The 23701-nt window shown below is 36.9% G+C and carries 14 protein-coding genes and 1 tRNA gene; 8 read left to right on the top strand and 7 right to left on the bottom strand.

Features of this window, described 5'->3' with window-relative positions:
* Positions 1-32: 32 nt before the first annotated feature.
* Complete coding sequence (locus tag K350_RS31565; RefSeq protein WP_028981661.1) at positions 33-1628, bottom strand: S1C family serine protease; 1596 nt, start codon at positions 1626-1628, stop codon at positions 33-35.
* A gap of 401 nt (positions 1629-2029) precedes the next feature.
* Between K350_RS31565 and ppsA the strand changes: the two genes are divergently transcribed.
* Both ppsA and K350_RS0121475 read left to right on the top strand, forming a co-directional pair.
* Positions 2030-4438, top strand: coding sequence for a phosphoenolpyruvate synthase (gene ppsA / locus K350_RS0121480; protein ID WP_037576563.1), 2409 nt, complete (start codon positions 2030-2032; stop codon positions 4436-4438).
* Positions 4439-4554: 116 nt separating this feature from the next.
* Positions 4555-4638, top strand: a tRNA-Leu gene (locus K350_RS0121475).
* 434 nt (positions 4639-5072) lie between these two features.
* Here K350_RS0121475 and K350_RS29855 read toward each other — a convergent pair.
* Positions 5073-6221, bottom strand: a complete 1149-nt coding sequence (locus K350_RS29855; RefSeq protein ID WP_081671128.1) for a fatty acid desaturase family protein — start codon at positions 6219-6221, stop codon at positions 5073-5075.
* Positions 6222-6728: 507 nt separating this feature from the next.
* Here K350_RS29855 and K350_RS0121465 point away from each other — a divergent pair.
* Together K350_RS0121465 and K350_RS31560 are read left to right on the top strand one after the other, a co-directional pair.
* Positions 6729-8330, top strand: coding sequence for a T9SS type A sorting domain-containing protein (locus K350_RS0121465; RefSeq protein ID WP_028981658.1), 1602 nt, complete (start codon positions 6729-6731; stop codon positions 8328-8330).
* A 327-nt stretch (positions 8331-8657) separates the two neighbouring features.
* Complete coding sequence (locus K350_RS31560; RefSeq protein WP_081671100.1) at positions 8658-9512, top strand: response regulator transcription factor; 855 nt, start codon at positions 8658-8660, stop codon at positions 9510-9512.
* A gap of 120 nt (positions 9513-9632) precedes the next feature.
* Here K350_RS31560 and K350_RS0121455 read toward each other — a convergent pair whose 3' ends face one another.
* From K350_RS0121455 to K350_RS0121445, 3 genes are all read right to left on the bottom strand, one after another.
* Positions 9633-9947: a hypothetical protein gene (locus tag K350_RS0121455; RefSeq protein ID WP_028981656.1), complete on the bottom strand. Its 315-nt coding sequence runs from the start codon at positions 9945-9947 to the stop codon at positions 9633-9635.
* A gap of 105 nt (positions 9948-10052) precedes the next feature.
* Positions 10053-13736 carry a phosphoribosylformylglycinamidine synthase gene (gene purL, locus K350_RS0121450; RefSeq protein ID WP_028981655.1) on the bottom strand — a complete coding sequence of 1228 codons (3684 nt, stop codon included), beginning with the start codon at positions 13734-13736 and terminating at the stop codon, positions 10053-10055.
* A 384-nt stretch (positions 13737-14120) separates the two neighbouring features.
* Positions 14121-14897 (bottom strand): SAM hydrolase/SAM-dependent halogenase family protein, encoded by a 777-nt coding sequence (locus tag K350_RS0121445; RefSeq protein ID WP_028981654.1) that lies wholly within the window; start codon positions 14895-14897, stop codon positions 14121-14123.
* Between the two features lie 158 nt (positions 14898-15055).
* Between K350_RS0121445 and K350_RS0121440 the strand changes: the two genes are divergently transcribed.
* The 4 genes from K350_RS0121440 to K350_RS0121425 all read left to right on the top strand — a co-directional run bounded on the left by K350_RS0121440 (position 15056) and on the right by K350_RS0121425 (position 20706).
* Positions 15056-15994 carry a PhoH family protein gene (locus K350_RS0121440; RefSeq protein ID WP_028981653.1) on the top strand — a complete coding sequence of 313 codons (939 nt, stop codon included), beginning with the start codon at positions 15056-15058 and terminating at the stop codon, positions 15992-15994.
* A 12-nt stretch (positions 15995-16006) separates the two neighbouring features.
* Complete coding sequence (locus tag K350_RS31555; RefSeq protein ID WP_081671098.1) at positions 16007-17794, top strand: M43 family zinc metalloprotease; 1788 nt, start codon at positions 16007-16009, stop codon at positions 17792-17794.
* Positions 17795-17859: 65 nt separating this feature from the next.
* The gene (locus K350_RS0121430; protein WP_028981652.1) at positions 17860-19932 is read left to right on the top strand and encodes a ComEC/Rec2 family competence protein; all 2073 of its coding nucleotides are present in this window, start codon (positions 17860-17862) and stop codon (positions 19930-19932) included.
* Positions 19933-20706 (top strand): enoyl-CoA hydratase/isomerase family protein, encoded by a 774-nt coding sequence (locus K350_RS0121425; RefSeq protein WP_028981651.1) that lies wholly within the window; start codon positions 19933-19935, stop codon positions 20704-20706.
* Between the two features lie 56 nt (positions 20707-20762).
* Here the strand turns inward: K350_RS0121425 and K350_RS0121420 are convergent, their stop codons facing one another.
* Both K350_RS0121420 and bioA read right to left on the bottom strand, forming a co-directional pair.
* Entirely contained in the window at positions 20763-22328 is a 1566-nt protein-coding gene (locus K350_RS0121420; protein ID WP_037576953.1) for a hypothetical protein, read from the bottom strand.
* Between the two features lie 89 nt (positions 22329-22417).
* On the bottom strand, positions 22418-23701 hold the full coding sequence (bioA, locus tag K350_RS0121415) for an adenosylmethionine--8-amino-7-oxononanoate transaminase (protein WP_037576558.1): 1284 nt from the start codon (positions 23699-23701) through the stop codon (positions 22418-22420).

Here is a 23701-nt window from a genome sequence, read left to right as displayed (position 1 = left end):
TTTTTAGAAAGACTTTATATCTTAGTAATAAATTAATATTCTAATTTCAGTGAATCAAATATATAGTTAGATGGAATTGCAAAAGCAATACCTTCAACACCATAGCCTACGAGTTTGGAAGTAACTACCCCAATGACGTTTCCTTTACTATCCAAAAATGCGCCACCGCTGTTTCCTGGATTAACTGCAATGTTTGTCTGAATGTAATTTATATTCTCATTAGGACTTCTTGTTCCGGAAACAATTCCCTTTGCAACACTTTGTCCTAACTCCACAGACTTTGGAGTACCAATAGTTGATACATCTGAACCTAACTCAAGATCTTTTAGTTTATAACTTTTAATTTGCATGTGAGGCAGTGACTTTGCATCGACTTTTAACAGAGCAAGATCGCATGATGGCGCTGTTCTTTCAATTGTTGCGTCATACTTCGCTCCATCGTTTAAGATAACTACCACCTTCTTTGCACCTACTCCTGCGACCACATGATAATTAGTAACAATGTATCCGTCTGAACTTATTATAAAACCACTACCATGAGAATCTTTTCCTGTCTTTATTGTTACAGAAGCCTGAATCAATTCATTAAGAGATTTTGAATTATACTTTTCATGTTTCAGTTTAATTTTTGAGAATGCAATTTTTTCAACAGGCTTCTCTATAAGTTTTTTGAATTTTTCCTTTGAAAGCAGCTCAACCATGCTTAGTTCAACGGAATTATTCAATGCTTTAACAATTCCGGAATTACCATTATCCTTTTTATCTTTTTCATTATTTTCATTTTCTTCATATAATTTAAAAATGTCAGATGTAACCGTAATTGTTATAGAATCAAGCTTCACTCTATAGTAATCTAATATGATCCATTTTATTTGTGTTTCAGCAAACAAGACTTCCCCGGAGCTATTTATAAAATGAGCCGCATATGCGTTTTTGGGTGCAATCGAATGAAATTTTACCTTTTCTATTGCAGACTCAATATAACTTGTATTGCCATAATTAGGAAAAATACTTTCTGTTGTATCAATGAAGTTATACTTTTTAAGAAATTTGGTTAGCGTATTATTATAGGATGTTTCTTCATACCTTATATCCTCATTAAAAAACTCTACATTATCGATTTTTTTAGCTTTAAAGCTTTTTTCATTTTTATATCTCACAAATAAAGTATCCATTTTTTTAATACTGATGGAAGCTCGATTTACTTGTAAATATTTTTGGTTAGCTGTTCTTTTGGATGGTTCAGGAGTCATCACAGGAATGACAATATTTTTATTGTATTGGAATTTTTTACCCGTACTATAATCAATACCGCTGCAAATATATGGTCCATATATAGTCGGAATCGAGATCAGATTTACAAATCTCAAAGGATTTTTTTTCTGAACATTAAAGGAATAATTTTTATCCAGATAGCCTTCTTTTTTAAGAATTAAATTCTGGGAAACTTCTTTCTTTTTAAACTTAGATGTGATATTTCCTTTACCTATTAAATTACCCTTACTATAGATAGATACATCAGGTGTGGGACAGCTAAGATTTACCTTAGAATATCTGGAAGAAAAGATTGCAACGCAGCTAGACAGACTAAAGGTTACAACTAAAACAATTGATAACTTTTTAAACATAAAATCAATAAATAACACTTAATTATTAAAATTAACTATTATTTATCTCACATATGTAAAATAAAACTTTCCATCATGTATGACAAAAAAACAAATTGATGCCCACATTATAAAACCTTTATGTTCCTTAGGGATATTATCTTTGTGTCAATATTTCCCATGAACTCAATGTATGTAAGTAAATCGTACAAAAGGTTAATTCAGCTCAAAATACAGGCAAAAATCTCCGATAAAGACACCCATTCTGAAAATATAAAAGATTTAGAAACCTTATTTATTACCCTCAAGTTTTTCAACACAAATGCCTTTCATCAGTTTATAAATTTCATCAGGGAGAAAGTATTTATTTTCAATACATAAAACCAGTAAGATAAAATTCTAAAATTCAACCTATAAAAATCATGCAAAAATATATCCTAGCCTTTAATGAAATTCATTTAAAAGATATTGCACAAGTAGGTGGAAAAAATTCTTCTCTGGGAGAAATGTTCAATATACTATCCTCCAAAGGGATCAACATACCTGACGGTTTTGCGACCACATCTTTTGCTTATCAGGAATTCATAAAAATCAATAAGCTCGGTAATGACCTTAAAAGTATCCTCAACAAATTAGACACTAAAACCTTTTCGAATCTTACAGAAGTAGGATCAGCCTGCAGAAATCTGATTTTAAAAGCCACTATACCTTCAGAGATAGAGGCCGTTATTAAGAAAGGCTATAGTGAATTATGTAAAAAATACGGTTCTCAGATACACGTTGCAGTTAGAAGCAGCGCAACAGCAGAAGATCTGCCTGATGCAAGCTTTGCAGGGCAACATGAATCCTATCTGAATATCTGTTGTGGAGAAGAAAACCTGCTAAAAGCCTGCTTGAATTGTTTAGCATCATTGTTTACGGATAGAGCTATCAAATACAGACATGATCATGGTTTCGATCATATGAAAGTCGCACTGTCTATAGGAATACAAAAAATGGTCAGATCCGACCTGGCATCTTCAGGAGTATGTTTCACATTGGATCCGGATTCCGGATTTGAAGATGTTATACTGATTACCGGAAGCTGGGGCTTGGGTGAAAATGTTGTTCAGGGCGCTGTTAACCCGGACGAATTTTATGTCTTTAAAAAATCTTTGCAAAAGAATAAAAAAGCCATATTGAATAAGAAAATCGGAAGTAAGGAGAAAACACTGATATATAACAACGATTCTTCATCAGAAAATACTACCATCAATATTGAAACACCTAAGGAAAAAAGGAATCAATTCATTCTAAATGATGAGGAAATAGATGTGCTCGCCAAGTGGTCATTAATCATTGAAGAGCATTACCAAAAACCGATGGATATTGAATGGGCAAAGGATGGCGAAGAGAATATAATGTATATAGTACAGGCAAGACCGGAAACTGTATATAGTAGAAAAAGAAATCAGGTTAAAATAACGGAGTATCGTCTTAAGGAAAAAGGTAATATTATTACAAGCGGCAAAGCTATTGGGAATCAAATTGCAACAGGAACTGTCCGCATCATTAACTCTCCGGAAGATTCATATTTATTGAAGGAAGGAGAAATATTAGTAACAGATATTACAAATCCGGATTGGGATCCCATTCTGAAAAAAGCATCCGCCATTATTACTAATAAAGGCGGAAGAACCAGCCATGCAGCTATTATAGCCAGAGAATTAGGAGCTGTGGCAATTGTAGGAACAGGGAATGCAACCTCCGTTATTAAAGACGGTGATACAGTGACGGTCTCCTGTGCAGAAGGAGAAACGGGAACGATATATGAAGGAAAGCTTTTATGGGATGTTATAGAAACTAATCTGGAAGCAATAGAGAAACCCAAAACAAAAGTTATGTTCATCCTTGGAAACCCCGACAGGGCCTTTCATCTGTCACGCATCCCCAATGATGGTGTCGGTTTAATGAGGTTGGAATTTATCATTAATAATTCTATCAAAGTTCATCCAATGGCTTTAATAAAATTTGATTCTCTTAAAGATCAAGATGCCAAATCTGAAATAAAAAACCTTACATCCAACTATTCCAGTAAAGAAGCATACTTTATTGAAAACCTTTCTAGATCAGTCGCAACAATCGCTGCAGCATTTTATCCGAATGACGTAATTGTCAGAATGACAGATTTCAAAACCAATGAATATGCCAATCTCGTTGGTGGAAAAGAATTTGAGCCCCTAGAAGCAAATCCAATGCTGGGATTCCGTGGAGCCTCAAGATATTATAATGATGCATATAAAGAGGGGTTCGGACTTGAATGTAAAGCGATGAAAGTAGTCAGGGACGAAATGGGTTTGACCAATGTAAAATTAATGATTCCGTTTTGCAGAACTGTTGAAGAAGGAAAAAAGGTCATAGCAATTATGAATTCATATGGACTGAGACAAGGAGAAAATGAACTGGAAATATACGTGATGGCGGAAATACCCAGTAATGTAATCCTGGCCGATGAATTTGCCGGTATATTTGATGGTTTCTCTATCGGCTCTAACGACCTTACGCAATTGACTTTGGGAATAGACAGGGACTCTTCCACTGTGAGTGATCTGTTCGATGAAAATAATGAAGCACCCAAAAAAATGATTCGGTTGATGATTAATTCTGCCAAACAAGCGGGGAAAAAAATAGGTCTTTGTGGCCAAGCGCCAAGCGACTTCCCCGAATTTGCTCAATTCCTAGTTGAGAATAAAATTGACAGTATATCTTTCAATCCTGATGCTATGATTAAGGGGATACAAAATATCAAAGAAGCAGAAGCTAAATTCAGGCATCAAAAAATAGAGCATTGATTAGATGTCTGCAAACCTCAAGGTACCTCCTTTTGAAAGTTTTAGGTTATCAGTAAGTAAAAAAATACAAAATCTTTTGGATTTAAATTAAGTTTCCCTACTTTTGGGACCCGTTTGCCCAGGTGGCGGAATTGGTAGACGCGCTGGTCTCAAACACCTGTGTCTTCACTGACATGCCGGTTCGACTCCGGCCCTGGGTACTGTTAAAAAAGCAAAGCTCTGTAATTGAAATAATTGCAGAGCTTTTGTATTTTTAGTCGTGTGATAAGTCGAGTTTTATTTCTTGATTATTACCGATTAAGATTTTATAGTGATTATAAATTCAGAAGCTCCATGCTTCAGGAATTTTCGTTTCGTTCAAAGAAAACTTGTTGTTGATCCAGTTCCATATTGAATCATTAGGATGATTTAAGTATTTCTTTGTGGGGACATGGGTTCTCTGTGGATAATCTCAATCACTAAACTCTTAAACCCAGCTCTCAGGAGTATTTCTGAATGAATTTGATATTTTATCATTGCCTTGTTAAATTAATTAACAACAAGCCTCTTTTGGCGTCTTTTCAGAACTTCTTATAGACTCTGTCATTAACGCGCTATATGTAAAGCTATATCAGGAAAAGACAATTAAAAAGCTCTAAGCGATTTCATCAACCAATTCGCTTTCCTCAACTTCTTTTAAACTTTCCGAAGCTGGTTCTGGCTCAGGAATTAAATTGTTACCAAGCTTTTTAAGTAATGATACATGAGATTTAAGCGCATCAAAGAAAGAAGGATAATCATTATAAGGCACTCTGTACTCTAAGGCTGTTTCTTTCACAATTTCGGAAATAGCAGGGTAATGGACGTGGCAAATTTTAGGAAACAAATGATGTTCAACCTGAAAGTTTAAGCCGCCTGTAAAAAAGCTGGTAATAAAACTTTTTCTTCCAAAATCGACAGTGGTACACAACTGATGCATAGCCCAATTATTTTCCATGAACCCTTTATCATCTGGCATTGAAAATTCTGCCTTTTCAACTACATGTGCTAACATAAAGATAATAGCTATAGCAAACCCTTCAAACAAATGCCCTAAAATGAATCCTCCGAAAACAGCATACCATGGCATGTCTATAATCATGATTGGCAAGGCAATGAAAAGAAAATAATAAAGAGCCTTAAAAAAGAATAAATTAAAATACTCAATTAATGGATGGTTTTTATTTTCATAATTACCAATGTTCTTTTGAAAGAATTTTTTATAATCTTTTCTAAAAACCCAAGAAAGAGTGCCGAATGGATATAAGAAGAAAATCCAGATATGCTGGTATCTTTGAATCGGTCTCCATTTTTGTGTTGGAGCTATTCTGGCAAAAGGCACCGATTCAATATCTTCATCTATACCATCAATATTAGTATAGTTATGATGTACAATGTTGTGTGTAATACCCCATAGATATGAATTTGCACCTAATAAATTAAAGGAATTGCTCATAAGTGCATTTATCCATCTTTTGGATGAATAAGCGCCGTGAATGGCATCATGTCCGCAATTTACAGCTAGAAAAACTGATGACAAACCTAATACAACCCATAGCAAATTATTAATCCATAAACTAAAGCCGCCAAATAGTAGACTAAAATAAGAGGAAAGAATTAAGCTTAAAAAAAATAAAGTCTTGAAGTACATAAAAGCATTTGCTTTTTCACTAATTCCCTCAGCCTTAAAATAATTTTCTACTCTCCCGACAAGTGTCTTATGAAATCCTTTACTATCTTTTTGAAATCTAATTTTTGAGTTCATATCACAAAAATTATTAATAAACTTGTTATTCGCAAAAATTTGTAATCCTTTTACTGAAGACCATATAAAGATACTCATTCTTTTGCTTTTCAGAAAGATAGGCATCTCAATAATTTAATCTTTTTGGTCTCTACTAGTTAATTCTAGGTACTTACTTTAACTGCTACCATCTACAAATATAATAAGTATTAAAAACCCTATTTCTTCTTTGAAGAATTAGGGTTCACGAAATTATTTATAAAATTAAAATCCTTTTAAGATCATGTACAATTTTATATTTTACGATTATCCCCTATCCTTTTAAAACCATTCATCTTGTTTTTCCTTCATGTCATTTGCATGCATTAGGATATCCTTTTAAAGACACCTATGGAAACAGGGTTTCCTGTAACAATTTTAAACTTATGCGTCCTTTTTATGAATGATTGCAGCCAAGGTCCCGCATTGATGGCTTAGGCTCCTGTATCATTAAACCTTTGTTGTTCTTTTAACCTTTATCTCAAAACTATGTATACACGGTATCTTTTATTTGCACTCTTTTTGTTCATTTCACTTTTAACCCACGCCAAGAAAGTATTAATCGGAGGCAGTGGTGGATATTTAAATTATTCAAATGCGACATCAACGCTTAGCCTGCTGCCTGGCGATACCATTGCAATTCAACCAGGAAAGTATTCTGGTTTTACTTTTGGCAATATCCGGGGAACAGCGTCAAAGAAGATCGCAATTATAAACAACAAAGGCTTGGTAGAGATTACAGGCTCAAATGCTTCGAATCTAAATACGTGCAGCAATGTTGTGTTCAGTGGGAACGGTGCAAATGGAATCAAGTACGGTTTTTATTTTCACGATATCAACGGAAGGGCCATGCAGCTGGATAATAAAGCCGATAGCATCACAATAAGTTATGCCAGATTTGAAAGGGTGAGTGATTATACCATTCGCATAAATGCAGATAAGAAATATGATGGTACAGAAGTTACTCTGATTGAAAACATCCGCTTTCTACATTTATCATTTAAAAAAACCGGAACACCTATAGATTGGGGTAATTTTGCCTACGGCTCAGACTTAATCGGTTGTGGCAGAAACGTGGAAGTGGCCTATTGCACCATCGACAGTCTGAATGGCGGGGATGGAGTAAGACTGAATAAAGTGTTTGACGTAAACATTCACCACAACAGGTTTACTAATACAGGTTTGCTCACATCTACACACCCGGGCACTTTCTACTTGCGCGGAGATGGGACGATTCATCATAACTTTTTCCAGAACATCTGGGGAAATGGAGTGCGAAGCGAAGGCATTGGTCTGAACGAAATGGGTGAATTAACTATTTCAAACAATATCTTCCTTGGCTCTCGCAAATACTCTGCTATAGAAGTGCAAACCCATCCCAGTGATGTGACCACGAGTGGAAGTCCCTCCACTAAATCTTGTCATTATAAAATATTCAATAACACAATGGGCAACCAGAGTGCCCGGGATTATTCAGCAGCAATGGTAGACGTTTATAGTTTACTCGACGGAAAATGTGAGATCCGCAACAATCTGGGATTTAATATTGAAAAGGATAAGGCCCATGTACCCACTAAGAATTATATCTATAACAGGCAATCCCCCATCGCAACAGATGTACCCGATACATCCAACAATCTTTATAGAAGATCTTTTGTACAACTTGGCCTTGTAGATACTTTAAATGTATATCTAAAACCGAACTCCATCGCTGTCGATAAGGGAATGACGTTGAACACGATCACGGACGATTTTGAAGGAATTGTAAGACCAAAGGGAATCAAATACGATATAGGAGCTAGGGAATTTGTACCGCCAATGCAGGTCGTGACATCACTGGAAGAAATCCACAACATATCAGGGCAAATTCTGATGTATCCAAACCCTTGTACATCGCATGTTACTCTTCGCTCTCAATCGCCATTAATCAGGGTAAGTTTCTCCAATGTGCATGGTCAGCTCATTTTTGAACAGCTTCTGATGGGAGACTTTGAAACACAACTGAATTTAGAACGCATAGAAAACGGGATTTACTTCATCAGGATGGAAACCGAGAATGGCAGCATTGTCAAATCACTTTTGAAACATTAAAAAAACATTTGACTATCTGGCTATTATGAACCTGTAAAATATTAAGAGATTTACTAGACACAACTTGTGTGTCGGGGCAAAAACATGAAAGTCACAGAGCGTTTTAGGTTAACGAGCTGTGGCTCTTTTGTTTAGGCGCTCTGCTAAATCCTAAATACCTTAGATTGTATTATTAGTCTGCTTCTGGAGAAGTGGTCTTTTTTATGCTTCCGGCATAAATTCCAGGTTTTTCCAGGTGCAAAAAAACAGTTCAGTTTTATGGACCGGCACTTGTTTTTCTGTTCCAAAGCTTTCTAAACTGGTAAAAAATATGGAGAGTTGAGTAAAATGAACTATATTAGAGTAGATTACGAAAACTTTTTAATATTTATGTCTTATTCCAGACAAAGCCCCAAGTCTTATATTCAGCACCACAAGGAAGCAGTAAAGATATTTACCGGTTATATATCAGAGGCCAGGCTAACCGGTGAAAGGGAAAACAGCCTGATTGATAATTTTCAATTATCTCAGCTGTTAAAGGAGTTCCATGGGGTTGTAAGTATTTTGGATTTTTCCACTCAGAGCTACATTTACATGAGTGAAAGTGTTAAAAGTATAACAGGATATTCACAAGATGAATTTTATGAGCATGGTATTCAGAAAACGATATCCCTCATCCCGGAGGAGCAGCTTAAAATTATTCATAATCAAATTTTCCCTATCATGTTCGATCATTTTGATCGCTGCACAAGTATTGAGGAAATCAAAGACCTGCGCGTTACTTTTAATTATAATGCATTTCGTAAAGACGGATCTCTTGCTAGTTTTCTGCAGCAAACGTCAGTTATTCATTGCGATGATTATAAAAAAGCTCGCATAGCATTAATGCTGGTTACAGATATCAGTGATTTTAAGACAGACGGAAATATAACTCTTGGCATTTCAAAGAAAAATGCAGAAGGAGTTTATCATCCAATCTTTACGAAAAACTACCTTTCAGATAATGAACAGCATATTCTTTCCATAAGAGAGCGTGAGATTCTGAACTTAATGAGACATGGCAAATCGAGCAATGAAATTAGCGACATGCTCTTTATAAGTGAGCATACTGTTTATAACCACCGGAAGAATATGCTGAAGAAGCTGGATGCAAAAAATACAGGAGAACTGCTTTCCAAGTCGATAGCTTATGGATTACTGTAATATCCTATTCACTATGCACTTCCCCGTTTTGCAATCCAGATGAGGACAAAGATTTGCAAGCATATCAAAAGTTCATTGTGGAAATAATTAGCCAGCTTATGTTATTAATTTGAATTTTAATTATCCTATTAAGAAACTCTTGTTATTAAGTGTATCAGAATCATACTTCTTTTCCCATGCACTTAATTGCATTGATGTTTCTTCCTTAACTTCATCAAATACTATCCAACTATTGCACAAGGCAGATAAAAATCTCAACTCATCAATATCCTTTTGTGTGATATAATCTTGACCATATTTTCTGGGGCCTGACATCACCGCATTCCATAGGACATATTCCAGATTATTCATCCAGCCAGCTGTATAGCATCGTTCTGAAATTTTACCCATAATACTCAAAAGTTGCTGCTGAACAGGTGTCAGGTCAGATATCATGTTATTTAAAAGAATTAGTTTCCCCGAGACTTTAAGGCAGTCGAACATAAAAAAACACTCCCTTCAAACAAGAGAGTGTTTTTTTAATATTGTTTAATACTTTTTTTACTTTCCATTCTTCTCTAACCACCTTCTCGCATTCACAAAAGCTTCCATCCATGGAGATACTTCATCGTGACGGCCTTTTGGATAATTAGCCCATTGCCATTGCAACAACGAACGTTCAATATGAGGCATCATTACAAGGTGACGACCTGTGTCATCACAAAGCATTGCTGTATTGAAGTCAGAACCGTTAGGACAATGTGGATATGTTTCGTAAGCATATTTCGCAACAATCTGATATTTATCTTCGGTATTCGGACAGCTGAAACGACCTTCTCCATGTGATACCCACACACCAAGAGTGCTACCAGCAAGAGAAGAAAGCATTACGGATTTGTTTTTGTTGATGGTTAAAGAGGTAAAGATACTCTCGTGTTTTCCACTCACGTTATGAAGCATTTTTGGCTTCTTGTCGTGATCCAGATTGATAAGCCCTAACTCAACGAAAAGCTGGCAACCATTGCAGATGCCTACAGATAAAGTGTCTTCACGTTTAAAGAAATTCTCAAGAGCTGTTTTTGCTTTCTCATTGTACATAAATGCTCCTGCCCATCCTTTTGCAGAACCTAGTACATCTGAATTAGAGAAGCCTCCTACAGCACCAATGAAACGTATATCTTCCAGAGTTTCTCTTCCTGAGATTAAATCAGTCATGTGAACATCTTTCACATCGAAACCTGCAAGGTACATAGCATTGGCCATCTCACGCTCAGAATTGCTTCCTTTCTCACGGATGATCGCAGCTTTTATTCTTGGTTTAGAATTGTCTATAACTGGCTTCTTACCGTCAAATCCTTCAGGGAATTTGTATTTCAGTTCGTGATATTTGTAGTTATTATAACGCTCTTTAGCACTTACAGGGCCACTTTGCTTTATGTCCAGCAGGTATGATGTTTTGTACCAGGTATCTCTTAGTTTTGCTATGTCAAAGTCAAATGAATCCGAGCCATTCTTTAACTGAATTTTTGCAGAAGAAGTACTGGTTCCTATTTTATAGAAAGGAACATTGTTCGCTTTTAATGTAGCCTCCACCTCAGCAGATGCCTGGAATACCACTCCTATGTTTTCTGCAAATAATACTTTAATGCTGTCAGCTTCACCAAGAGATGTTAAATCAATGTTTGCACCAAGTCTGTTGTCTGCAAAGCACATCTCAAGAAGAGTGGTGATCAAACCACCACTACCGATATCGTGACCAGCTTCTATTTTACCTTCTTTGATTAATTGCTGCAATGTATTGAATGCATTTTTAAACAGCGCAGCATCGGTAATATCAGGCGTTTCATTTCCTATTTTATTTACCACCTGAGCAAAGGAAGATCCACCTAATTTAAATTGATCGTTTGAAAGATTGATGTAGTAAATATTTCCTCCATCGCTTTGCAGCACAGGTTCCACAACTTTTCTCACATCACTGCAGTTACCTGCAGCAGAGATGATCACAGTCCCCGGGGCTATAACCTCTTCATCTTTATACTTCTGCTTCATTGACAGGGAGTCTTTTCCTGTAGGTATGTTAATACCAAGGGCAATAGCGAAGTCAGAACAAGCTTCAACAGCTTTATATAAACGAGCATCCTCTCCTTCGTTCTTACAAGCCCACATCCAGTTAGCAGAAAGAGAAACGCTTTTTAAATTATCTTTTAAAGGAGCCCAAACAATATTTGACAAAGCCTCAGCAATAGCATTACGGCTGCCGGCTGCGGGATCAATCAAAGCAGAAACGGGTGCATGACCAATAGAAGTTGCAATACCTTCTTTACCCTGAAAATCCAGAGCCATTACACCAACATTGTTCAGAGGCAATTGCAGAGGACCTGCACATTGCTGTTTAGCTACGCGGCCTCCAACGCAACGGTCAACTTTATTTGTAAGCCAATCCTTGCAGGCAACAGCTTCCAGCTGCAACAACTGCTCAAGGTAGGAATGAAGCTGGTTTTTATCATATGTTACAGGCTGATAAACCCTGTCAACCGCTTTATCTGTCATAACCATTTTCGGTGAACTTCCGAACATGTCCTTCAGCTCCAGATCCATCGGTTTCTCTTTGGTAGATGCAGACTCAAATGTAAATCGATTATCACCGGTAACATCTCCTACGGTATACATAGGAGCACGTTCACGGTCGGCTATCTTCTGAAGAGTAGCTATGTCTTGCTCTCCTATTACCAGACCCATACGCTCCTGTGATTCATTTCCAATAATTTCTTTTGCAGAAAGCGTAGGATCTCCCACCGGAAGTTTATCCAGATTTATTTTACCTCCTGTTTCTTCTACCAGTTCTGAAAGGCAGTTTAGGTGACCACCAGCTCCATGGTCATGTATAGAAACGATAAGGTTATTGTCACTCTCTACCATTGCGCGGATCGCATTGGCTGCTCTTTTTTGCATCTCAGGATTAGAACGCTGTATGGCATTTAATTCAATACCTGAACCATGCTGCCCGGTATCTGCTGAAGATACTGCTGCACCACCCATTCCGATACGGTAATTTTCACCACCAAGAATTACAATTTTATCTCCTGGTTTTGGATGCTTTTTTTGTGCTTGATTTGCTTTGCCATAACCAATACCACCGGCAAGCATAATTACTTTATCAAAGCCAAGTTTTCTTGGAGCCTTTAAGCTATCTGATTTTTCGTCGTGTTCAAATGTCAGAACAGAACCTGTAATCAGTGGCTGACCAAATTTATTTCCAAAATCAGTTGCCCCATTTGAAGCTTTGATCAGAATATCCATTGGAGTCTGATACAACCACTTTCTTTCCTGTGTTGCTTTTTCCCAAGGACGATCCTTTTCAAGACGAGAAAAAGCAGTCATATAAACAGCTGTTCCTGCAAGCGGAAGCGCACCTTGTCCGCCTGCCAACCTGTCTCTGATCTCACCCCCAGATCCTGTAGCAGCTCCGTTAAAAGGCTCTACTGTTGTAGGAAAGTTATGTGTTTCGGCTTTGAGAGAGATAACAGATTCAAATTCACTTAACTTATAATAGTCTGGCTCATCTGCACGCTTGGGCGCAAACTGTTGAACCACCGGACCTTTAATGAAAGCAACATTATCTTTATATGCAGAAACTATGTCGTTCGGATTAGCTTCAGATGTCTTGCGGATCAATTTGAATAATGAGGTTGATTTCTCTTCCCCATCTATCACAAACTTCCCGTTAAAAATTTTATGACGGCAGTGCTCCGAATTAACCTGTGAAAATCCAAATACTTCAGAATCTGTTAGCGACCTGCCTATTCTTTCAGCCAGTTTATTTAAATAATCAACTTCCTCATCGCTCAGAGAAAGACCTTCCTGTTTATTGTATGCAGCAATATCTGTGATTGGCTTAACAGGTTCTGGTTTAATTTTAATAGTATATATATCCTGATTCAGACCATTATACTTATGAGAAAGCATTGGGTCAAAATCCATAAAATCTTCTTTGACCTCTTTAAACTCTTCAATCCGGATAATTCCCTGAATGCCCATATTCAGAGTGATTTCTACGGCATTGGTACTCCATGGAGTAATCATGGCAGCACGTGGGCCAACAAAGTATCCACTTAAAGTACTTTCCTGGTTTAATTTGGCAGCTCCAAAAAGCCATTCAAGTTTGGAAATATCTGTTATACTCAGTTCGCGCTCGGTCTGTAAGGCGAAAACTTTGTCAGATTGACTGGAAAAGAAACGAATCATGATTATTTGAACAAGCTTCAAAGGTACGGTAATAATTTCAAAATCTGAAAAGATCTGATGTAGGTTCAGGAGATTTAAGAAGTTATTATGATGATAAATTTTTCACCTTTTCTTGACATCAAGGCTTTCTCCTCTTTTTAAAATAATACCTTTTTAACAATCAACACATTATAATAATAAAACATTCTTGGTTTAATCATTTCTGTCCTAATATTTATAAAGAAAACGTGGAGGTACCTTGAGCAAACTATTACTTTTTTTTACTTCAAAAAACTACAAAAAATTCTATATCTAAAATTTAGGTTACTTATCGCTTATCAAGATTTAAGATTTAAAATAATTATGCCAGAGCATACGTGGATTCGTTCTCCTGACAGTCGCGTCCTAAGCCTCTGAAAAATTGATCATTACAGGACTGTCAAATCCCATCCCTAACAATTCACTTGCATTACCCTGACTGATTGCGATTTCCATATATCCATTACTGTTAAAAAGTACCAGACAATCACCATGATCCATGGAATCATAGGAATCTGCAATAAAATCAACAGTTTCACGGGCAAAATGCACAGTAAAAGAGCGATTATTCTTTTGTCGGTAAAATAATTCCTCAGAAATATTGGTAACTAAATTTCCATACTGATCTACATGAACAACATGGCCACCGATCTGAGTTTTAGAAATTCTGACCTGTCGATTTAGCATGCTTCTAAGGGAACTAATCTGGGTTCCAATATTGTAGATATTAGTACCACTGGCAAGAGAAACTGCAGCTGCCGCCAAAGTAGTTTTCTCAGGGAAAATCCTGTTATAGGAGGAATCTTTGATTAACTCGACAATTGCAGTAGGGGCTTTGTCACTTAGTAATGAGAACAAACCATTATCAATTCCGACGAAGTAATGCTCTTCCAGTTTCACGGCTACAGCCCTTTCATCGGGGCCGGATGGTGCGTTTACAGACACGAGGTGCACAGTACCTTGCGGAAAATCTCTAAAGACTGATTTTAAAATATAGGCCCCGTGAGCAATATTGAAATTTTCAATGGAGTGGGTAATATCCACTACATTTATACTAGGGTTGATAGAAAAAATCTTCGCTTTTACGGCAGCCACGTAATGGTCTCTATGTCCGAAATCTGACATAAATGTGATAATAGCCATAAATTGCGCAGAAAATGATTAATTTTGTTTGTCTCTACTCGTTCCGAAAACATCCGGTTTTCTATTGGAGATTTTTTAGAACAAGTGGCGCAAAATTAAATATTTTTTCAGCCAAATAACTGAAAGTTTAAAGTAAATAATTAAAAATAATAAAGCTGTTGGTAGAAAAGTCAATACACCTTGAAAATGTATCTCTTATAGATTTCCTAGGAGTGGAAAACAGAATAATAAAAGAATTGGGTTCTGCGTTTCCTAAAAGTCGTATTGTTTCCAGAGGAAATGAAATAAAGATCATTGGTAACAATCTGGAAATAATCCAGATAGAACAGGTTATCAAAAGTCTGCTTGTTCATTATAATAAATATGGAAAAGTAGGTGAAAACGAAGTACAGTCATTGCTTCGCAAAGAAGAGATGGACGGCTGTGACGAAGACGATGTAATTCTTTTTGGTGATAAAGGGATGGTTATAAAACCCAAGACTGTAAATCAAAAGAAGCTCGTAGCCACTGCAAGAAAGAATGATCTCGTTTTTGCAGTCGGACCTGCCGGAACAGGGAAAACCTATATTTCCGTAGCCCTGGCTGTCAGAGCCTTAAAAAATAAAGAGGTTAAAAAGATCGTAATCACAAGACCTGCAGTAGAAGCAGGAGAAAATCTAGGTTTTCTTCCGGGAGATCTGAAAGAAAAAATCGATCCATATTTAAGACCTATTTATGATGCACTGGATGACATGATTCCTGCTGAAAAGCTAAAATATTATTACGAGAATCATATTATTGAAGTGGCTCCTCTTGCGTATATGAGAGGACGTACACTGAATAATGCATTCATACTTCTGGATGAAGCACAGAACACCACCCCTATGCAGACTAAGATGTTTCTGACTCGTATGGGACCTAGTTCCAAAATGATTATCACAGGAGACAAATCACAAATAGACTTGCCGGGCAATCAGAAATCAGGTCTTGTAGAGGCATTGACAATACTCAAAGACGTACAGGGAATTGGCTTTGTGGAACTGGACGGCAAAGATGTAATGAGACATAAACTCGTAGGCAAAATAATTGATGCCTATGCTAAAAAGGATAAATCATAAGAATAGACTAATATGAGATTTTTTTACGCATTGCTTTTTTTGGCATTTAGTATTTCTGAAACTTTTGCACAAAGGCAATGTGCATCTACCTCATATCAGGAAAATAACAGGCCTCTGCCTACTCAGGAGCAAATAGATCAGCAATTAAGAACAATTAGAAAACGGAGGGCTGCACTGGACAACGATACTATGGAATATGTGATTCCGGTTGTTGTCCATGTCATCCACAATACAAAGGGTAATCTTATTGGCGGAGTGAATAACAGAAATATTACCGACGAGCAGATTCACTCTCAGATTGCAGTTTTAAATGAAGACTATGGAAAGCTTCCGGGGACACGTGGATACAATACGGACCCGGTTGGAGCTGATACCCGCATTCATTTTTGCCTTGCCCAATTTGACCCTGAAGGCAGATCAACTACAGGAATTATAAGAGTATTTAGCGAAAAAGCGTCTTTCGATTACAACATGGATGATGCTCAGCTGAAAAAATTATCCTACTGGCCCAGTGATCAGTACCTGAATATCTGGGTAACCAATATTACGGATCCTATAATTGGTTATGCCCAGTTTCCAGGTGGTTATGGTCTTCCGGGGGCATCTTCAAGTGACGGGCCAGCTGCAACAGATGGCGTAGTTATTGACTATAAAACTTTCGGTACACTTGGAACTGCTAGAAAGCCATATCATCTTGGCAGGACAGCTACACATGAAATTGGACACTGGCTCGGACTGATACACATTTGGGGAGATCAATACTGCGGAGATGATTATGTGAGTGACACTCCTACTCAGGAAGACAAAGACGAAGACACTCTTTGTAATGAAAGGTTCTCCTATTGCAACAATCAGAAGACTCCAAGAATGTTTCAGAACTACCTTGACTATACAGGAGACAAGTGTATGAACATTTTTACTCAAGGACAAAAAGAAAGGATGCGTTCGTTCATCAACGCGTCTGATAATGCTCGCAGAAAGAGCCTTCTTCTAAGTGGAGGTTGCTGCAATCTGCCTAGTTATCCTTTTGCCCAGACTTTAGATTTTGAATCAGGAGCAATCCTTCCCGAAGGATGGTCTATCTCCAATCCTGATCACTCTAATACATGGACATTGAACTCACCTGGTGCTTATGAACAAAGCAGTGGGTGTATATCAATCCAGAATAAATATGGGGCATCCGAGCTACAAACTTATGATGCCATCGTCTCTCCCAGTCTCGACTTTTCTGGAAATGATCACCCATATATTTTCTTCGACCTTGCAGGATCAGCAAATACTTTAGACAAAACAGACAGCATTGTTGTTGAAATTTCTTTCGGTTGTCTGAATAAAAAATATCTGGTAAAAAAAATCTATGGGGCAGAGCTGAATACGGCCAGAAAAAATACTTCCATATTTATACCTGAGCCAGACGACTGGACTTCGTTTGATGTTCCATTAGAGGCTGCTGCCGGCCAAAAGAGAGTCAGGGTATACATTACAAGCTATGGAAAAGCAGGAACAACAATTTATCTTGATAACATCAAAATATACAAAGCATCCCCTGCACTTATAATTAACCCATACCCCAATCCTGCTACAGATGCCCTTTCTATCGAAGTGATTATGGAGGGTGAAAGCAACGTGCAATTCGAACTATACAATACACTTGGACAAAAGATCTTCTCAGGAACAAAATTTGAGAAGACAAGCTTTACTCACCAGCTTACTACCAGCTCATTGCAAAGTGGTATATATATCTTAGTCGTGAGCACTGCCAATCAGACGGCATCGAAAAAAATTATTATCACAAGATAGTTTTTACAATAATAGTTGATCTTTAATTTCTTTCTATACATTTTTGGTCTTTCAACCAAAAGCATATGGAACATTGGGTCAGCTATCCCTTTGTCCGGTTTCTGTTATTTTTCCTGAGTGGAATATTCTTTGCCATTTTTATTCCAGGAGAAAATCTAACCGGACTTTACATTGGATTAATTTCATGTGCAGCAATATATTTGCTGCTTCTGATTTTTTACAATCCACAATTATTCTATTCAAAAAACATTCTCTATTCTACACTTTGCTCTTTGACGCTTTTCTTTGCAGGAGCTATCATTACCAGACAACAGGATAAAGAACCCGAAGCACTTAAGCTGGAAACAGAACTCGGTTCATGTCGTTACTTTAAGGCTAAGATTATTGGAGAAACCGAACGAAAAGGGAACTTCTATAAAGTTATAGCCAGGGTAAATAAGATTAAAACAGCTAAATCCTGGAGGACCGTAGACATTGACATTATTTTGTGGATTAAAAAGGAGCTTGTCAACGATCCGTTTTATGGACAAACTTATATGTTTAACGGCAGACTGGCACGCATCTCAGGAGCCAATTATTATAAGTCTTTCGATCCGCAAAAGTATTACAGATATAAAAACATTTTTTATCAATCAACACCATTTAAGTTAATATCAATTGATACAAATCCTGATTCCTATACCATTTATCATGCTCTTGTATTAAAGGATTATTTCTCCAGACGATTTGCCCAATTCATAAAAGAGAAAGAAGCCCTTGGCATTACTGAAGGTATCATTCTTGGTAAAAGAGATGGAATCAGCAATGACGTGCGAGACATTTATTCTGGCACAGGGGCCATGCACCTATTGTCTGTATCAGGGCTTCATATCGGCTTACTCTATCAACTACTATTGTTTTTACTCAATCCACTTGTGCACCTCCCAAAAGGAAAGTTCATACGTTTTATTTCCATCTCATTACTGCTGATCGGATACGCCCTGCTTACCGGCCTTGTCCCACCTGTTCTGCGTTCAACAATCATGTTTCTTATTTTTCTGGTTGCTAAAACCATATCCAAAAAGCATAACCCTTACAATACACTATCGATATCAGCATTGATCATATTAATAAATGATCCCTTCACGATTGCAGACATAGGCTTTCAACTGACATATCTAGCGATGGGTGGTCTGATTTTTCTTCAACCTAAACTGTCCGGTTTTTATGAACCCAAACGCTGGTTAGACAAAGAAGTATGGACCATCACTACCGGAGGAATAGCTGCAACGCTCATCACCTTCCCTATTTCACTGTATTATTTTCATTCGTTTCCTCTTTATTTCTCATTAAGCAATCTCATCGTAGCGCCTCTATCATATGCCATATTGTGGCTTGGCATTTTCGGACTTATTTTTTCCAGAACAGATGTGGTTTTAAAACCACTATGCTACTGCCTTGAAAAGACTATATGGCTGATGAACGAAGGTTTAAGATATATTCTTAAAATACCAAAATCTGTTATCAGAGATATCTATATTGATAAGCATCATATGATGTTTATCTACATTCTGATGATACTACTTATCCTAATTTTTTCAGGAAAGAAAATAAAACTTGTTATGCCCTTACTTATGCTCAGCATTGTTTTTTCAGGTATAGCTGTTTATGAAAAAATAACCATTTGCAAACAAAGAGAAGTTATTGCATTTTTTGTAAAAGGGAAAAAGGTATTCGCAAGCATAAATGGAAGGGTAGCAGAAATATATGCAGACAGCACTTTCAATGAAGAAAAGTTGAAATTTGAAATATACCCCGCCCTTTTAAACAGAGGAGTCAAAACCATTAATTTTATTAAACCAAGAAATTTTCGCCAGTTAAAATCCTTTAATATCATTCGATGCGGGAATAAAAATATTTTAACGGTTAAGGATAAAACAATCTTAGACTCATTCTCTTATTTACCCGGTATAGACTTATTGGTTTACGAACCTTCTTCTAAAGGAAATTTCAGAGAATTCGATCTTAAAGCAGAAAGTGTCGTAATAAACAAAAAATATAAAAAGGTGACTGTAGATAAGAATTTGTCAAAAAATATAAATTTACATATCACTGAATCTAATGAATATTTTGCTTTAACAATTGAAGGAGATCATTAAATGGAATTTGTAAAATACACTACTGAAAACAAAATCTGTTGCATCACTATTAGTCGTGCTGAAAAAAGAAATGCATTGAATAGTCAGGTTGTAACTGAGCTAAAATCAGCCTTCAAAAAAGCGGAAGCAGATGATCAGGTAAAAGTAATTGTACTTACAGGAGAAGGTGATGTGTTCTGTGCCGGCGCTGATCTGGAATACCTGCAAACATTGCAGAAGAATACCTATGAGGAAAATCTTACAGACAGTAAAAACCTGATGGAGTTATATTACCAGATTTATACACTTAAAAAAGTGGTAGTCGCTCAGGTAAACGGACATGCTGTAGCAGGAGGCTGTGGACTTGTCTCTGTCTGTGATTTCGCCTATTCTGTTAGAGAAGCAAACTATGGATATACAGAGGTAAGAATAGGATTTATACCTGCTATAGTAAGTGTCTTTCTGGTAAAAAAAATAGGAGAAGCAAGATCCAGAGAGATGCTCCTTTCAGGAGAAATTTACTCAAGCAAAACAGCACACCATTTTGGGCTTATCAATCACGTTGTGGAAGATGAAGATCTTTCTACAGTAGTAAAAGAATTCTGTGAGAAGCTTATCACAAACAATTCTGCAAGCTCAATGGAACTAACTAAGAAAATGCTGGCTGATATTTTTGCAATGGATGTAAAAGAGGCATTGAACTATGCTGCTGAATCCAACGCCAAAGCCAGAAATACTGAAGACTGTAAAAAAGGTATTGCTGCCTTCCTAAAAAAAGAAAAGCCCATCTGGTAGCAATACCATCCGGCTTTCAACTTATTACTTTAAACTTTTATCTTTTAACTTTCAGCTTAAATTTTATACATCACAATACTGCTTTTCTTACCAAGCAATCCCTTTCTTCCAGCTATTGCGACCTTATCTTCAAACCACATTGTAAAATTTCTTAACATGGTGAGGCCTTCATCATTTGGCAATGCAAGTTCCTTTATCTTACTTCCTGTCAGTTCATCCCATTCTATGTAATTGATGCTGTTCAGAATTCCACTTGAATTGGAAGAAAATGCATAAGCCATTCTTATTTTTCCTTCATCTGAAATATGCATTGAATAAGATGAAGACAATAACCCTGCAGCCACGTCTCCTACCTGCGATTTGATGTGCACATTTTCCCATAAGAGTTCATCGTCTTTATTAAAGCTGAAAATCATAAATCCTTCCGCATTAACTTTGGCAGGTTTAGTAGCTTTCCACTTTTCAATATCGTTAATTTCGGATTGATTAAAATCATATGACATAGAAGTGATCTCTCTTTTTTCAAGAACCAGCACTACTTTTTCATATTCATTCAGGAAAAAATCAGTGATGTGGTAACCTCTCCAGGTTTCTTCTCCCACAAGGCTTTTATTACTCTGACGAAGCAGTTTCATAGTCTGCTTCATATTATCAGAGATCTCATGATAGTTAATTTTTTCTACAAGCCTGGTGCCAAAATCTAACTTTGAATACATGACCCCTGTTACCCTCCCCCCGTCTTTAGTGCAGGTATTAGCAACATAAATAACATCGTCATTTAAAAATTCAAGTCTTAGCCCTTCCCTTCTTGTAGATGTATATTGAATATCGAGCAGGTCACTGCTTTTGCTTTCCAGGTTGTATTTCACGACAACCATTCTGCCTAACCTATCAACATTCAGAATAAAGACATCCCCTTTATTGTTCGGATAAATTCCATAGTTAATAAAATTATTATCTACCGGAATTTTTGATTCCTGCAACTGATTGAGATTATTATCCCAAAGCTTTGCAGAGGCGACAAGAGTTTGTTGGCTGTAATCAAAAATATAGGTGAGGATTTTTTTTCTGTCTTTTGAAAATCTTATATCATACTGATATTGAAGAGGAGTAACAAAATTTTTAGTAATACTCGAACCAATGCAATTTTCAAAAGACTCTCGAACGGCTCCTTTGAACTTTAATGGTACCCAGTTATTTATTTTAAATTCCTGTAATGTTTTGTCCCACTTCTTAGCTCCAGTCTTTGCATCAAACCCATAAGCAAGGAGCTTACTGGTTTGCTTCATATTTTCATGGAGAATAGAGAATAGAATTATATCTGTTCCGTTGAAAAATAACTCTTTGTAATCTTCCTCTTCACCAGCTGTTAAAACTACTTTAAAAAGAGAATTCAGGTCCTTGTCATATTTTTCAAGTGTAAATTCTGCAGCGCCAGCCTCCCCACCTTTACTTTTTGACAAGGTAACAAATTCACTTTCTGACAATTTCAAAGCTTCCCTGCGTCCATCAGGCTCGGGATAGGAGGAAGAAAAGGAAAACGGTAAAGTTTTCACAACCACCTGAGCAAACAAACTACTGTGAATCAGGAAAATTAGAAAAAAGAGATTAAGATATTTCACTCTGATAACTGGTTTAAAATTTTCTTTAAAACGGGATTCAAAATACGTTTTTAGGAAATGATTGTAATCATATGGTACGCTATTTTTTTTCAAATGTTCCTTTCTGTTGATAAATACTCTAACAAGTCTATAATAGCTTTGTACACCTCGTCAAGCTGCTCATTTGTAATAACATAAGGAGGAATAACATACAATACATTCCCGAGAGGTCTTAGTAAGATATTTCTTTCCAGAAAGAAGTCATATAGCTGATTTCTTTTGGGATGCAAATATCCTTCTTCTTCCCCAAAATCAATGGCAAAAGATAATACTGTACCGACATGTGATATCCTTGAGATGAAAGGAAAAGCTCTCAAGACAGGAATAAACTTTTCATGCGCCAATGTTATCCGAGCAATGTTGCTCTGGCATTGATGTGACAGGAATATATCAAGGCTTGCATTGGCCGCGGCACAAGCTAAAGGATTGGCTGTAAAACTATGTCCATGATAGAATACATTATCTTTGATAGTATCCGCGATTTTAAGACTACAAGTAGTTGCCCCCAGTGCCATAGTTCCTCCTGTTATTCCTTTGGAGAGACACATGATATCCGGGTAAGTTTTAAGATTCAGAGATGCAAAATATCGTCCTGTCCTTCCGAAGCCTGTCATCACTTCATCTGCAATACAAATGACATCATAATCACCGGCAATCTTAAGAAGCTGTTCCAGAACATATGGTGAATAAGTCCGCATTCCTGCTGCCCCCTGCAAAAGCGGCTCATAGATAAAACAAGCCACATCTCCCTGTTTCACAATAGACTCAAATTGTTCAAGACAATCCATTTCCTTTTCTTCAGAAGGAAAATCTATGTACACCGTTTCAAACATCCATTCAGAAAACTCCTGATTAAAAATCCCTCGACCACTGACAGACATAGCTCCAAAAGTATCACCATGAAATGCGCCTTTTATTGCTACTGCCTTTTTTTTTGCTTCACCTTTACAGTGCCAGTACTGAAGTGACATTTTAATAGCAACTTCTACAGCTGTACTGCCATTGTCTGAATAAAACATTTTCTTCTGATTGGAAGGAAGAAGATCCAGAAGCCTTTCAGCAAGGCTGATAGCAGGATCATGAGTGAATCCGGAAAAGATCACATGTTCAAGCTTCAAGGCTTGTTCATAAATCTTATGAGCAATATATTCATTACTATGCCCATGCAAATTGACCCACCAGGAAGATACTGCATCAAGAATTTTCCTGCCATCAGGAGTATATAAATATACACCCTTTGCAGAATCCACTTTGATATAATTACTTCCGGATGTAACCGCACTGTATGGATACCAGATCGGTCCGGCATGATTAGTATTGTTCACATTTTTCAT

Source organism: Sporocytophaga myxococcoides DSM 11118 (genome assembly GCF_000426725.1).
In the GTDB taxonomy this organism is placed as follows: Bacteria; Bacteroidota; Bacteroidia; order Cytophagales; family Cytophagaceae; genus Sporocytophaga; species Sporocytophaga myxococcoides.
The sequence above is the reverse complement of the archived record's forward strand: the minus strand, read 5'-3'. Positions and strand labels throughout refer to the sequence as shown.

Coding starts and splice junctions, on each gene's coding strand:
- K350_RS31565 (WP_028981661.1), bottom strand. CDS start 1,628: ATGTTTAAAAAGTTATCAATTGTTTTAGTTGTAACCTTTAGTCTGTCT.
- ppsA (WP_037576563.1), top strand. CDS start 2,030: ATGCAAAAATATATCCTAGCCTTTAATGAAATTCATTTAAAAGATATT.
- K350_RS29855 (WP_081671128.1), bottom strand. CDS start 6,221: ATGAACTCAAAAATTAGATTTCAAAAAGATAGTAAAGGATTTCATAAG.
- K350_RS0121465 (WP_028981658.1), top strand. CDS start 6,729: ATGTATACACGGTATCTTTTATTTGCACTCTTTTTGTTCATTTCACTT.
- K350_RS31560 (WP_081671100.1), top strand. CDS start 8,658: ATGAACTATATTAGAGTAGATTACGAAAACTTTTTAATATTTATGTCT.
- K350_RS0121455 (WP_028981656.1), bottom strand. CDS start 9,947: ATGATATCTGACCTGACACCTGTTCAGCAGCAACTTTTGAGTATTATG.
- purL (WP_028981655.1), bottom strand. CDS start 13,736: ATGATTCGTTTCTTTTCCAGTCAATCTGACAAAGTTTTCGCCTTACAG.
- K350_RS0121445 (WP_028981654.1), bottom strand. CDS start 14,897: ATGGCTATTATCACATTTATGTCAGATTTCGGACATAGAGACCATTAC.
- K350_RS31555 (WP_081671098.1), top strand. CDS start 16,007: ATGAGATTTTTTTACGCATTGCTTTTTTTGGCATTTAGTATTTCTGAA.
- K350_RS0121430 (WP_028981652.1), top strand. CDS start 17,860: ATGGAACATTGGGTCAGCTATCCCTTTGTCCGGTTTCTGTTATTTTTC.
- K350_RS0121425 (WP_028981651.1), top strand. CDS start 19,933: ATGGAATTTGTAAAATACACTACTGAAAACAAAATCTGTTGCATCACT.
- bioA (WP_037576558.1), bottom strand. CDS start 23,701: ATGAAAAATGTGAACAATACTAATCATGCCGGACCGATCTGGTATCCA.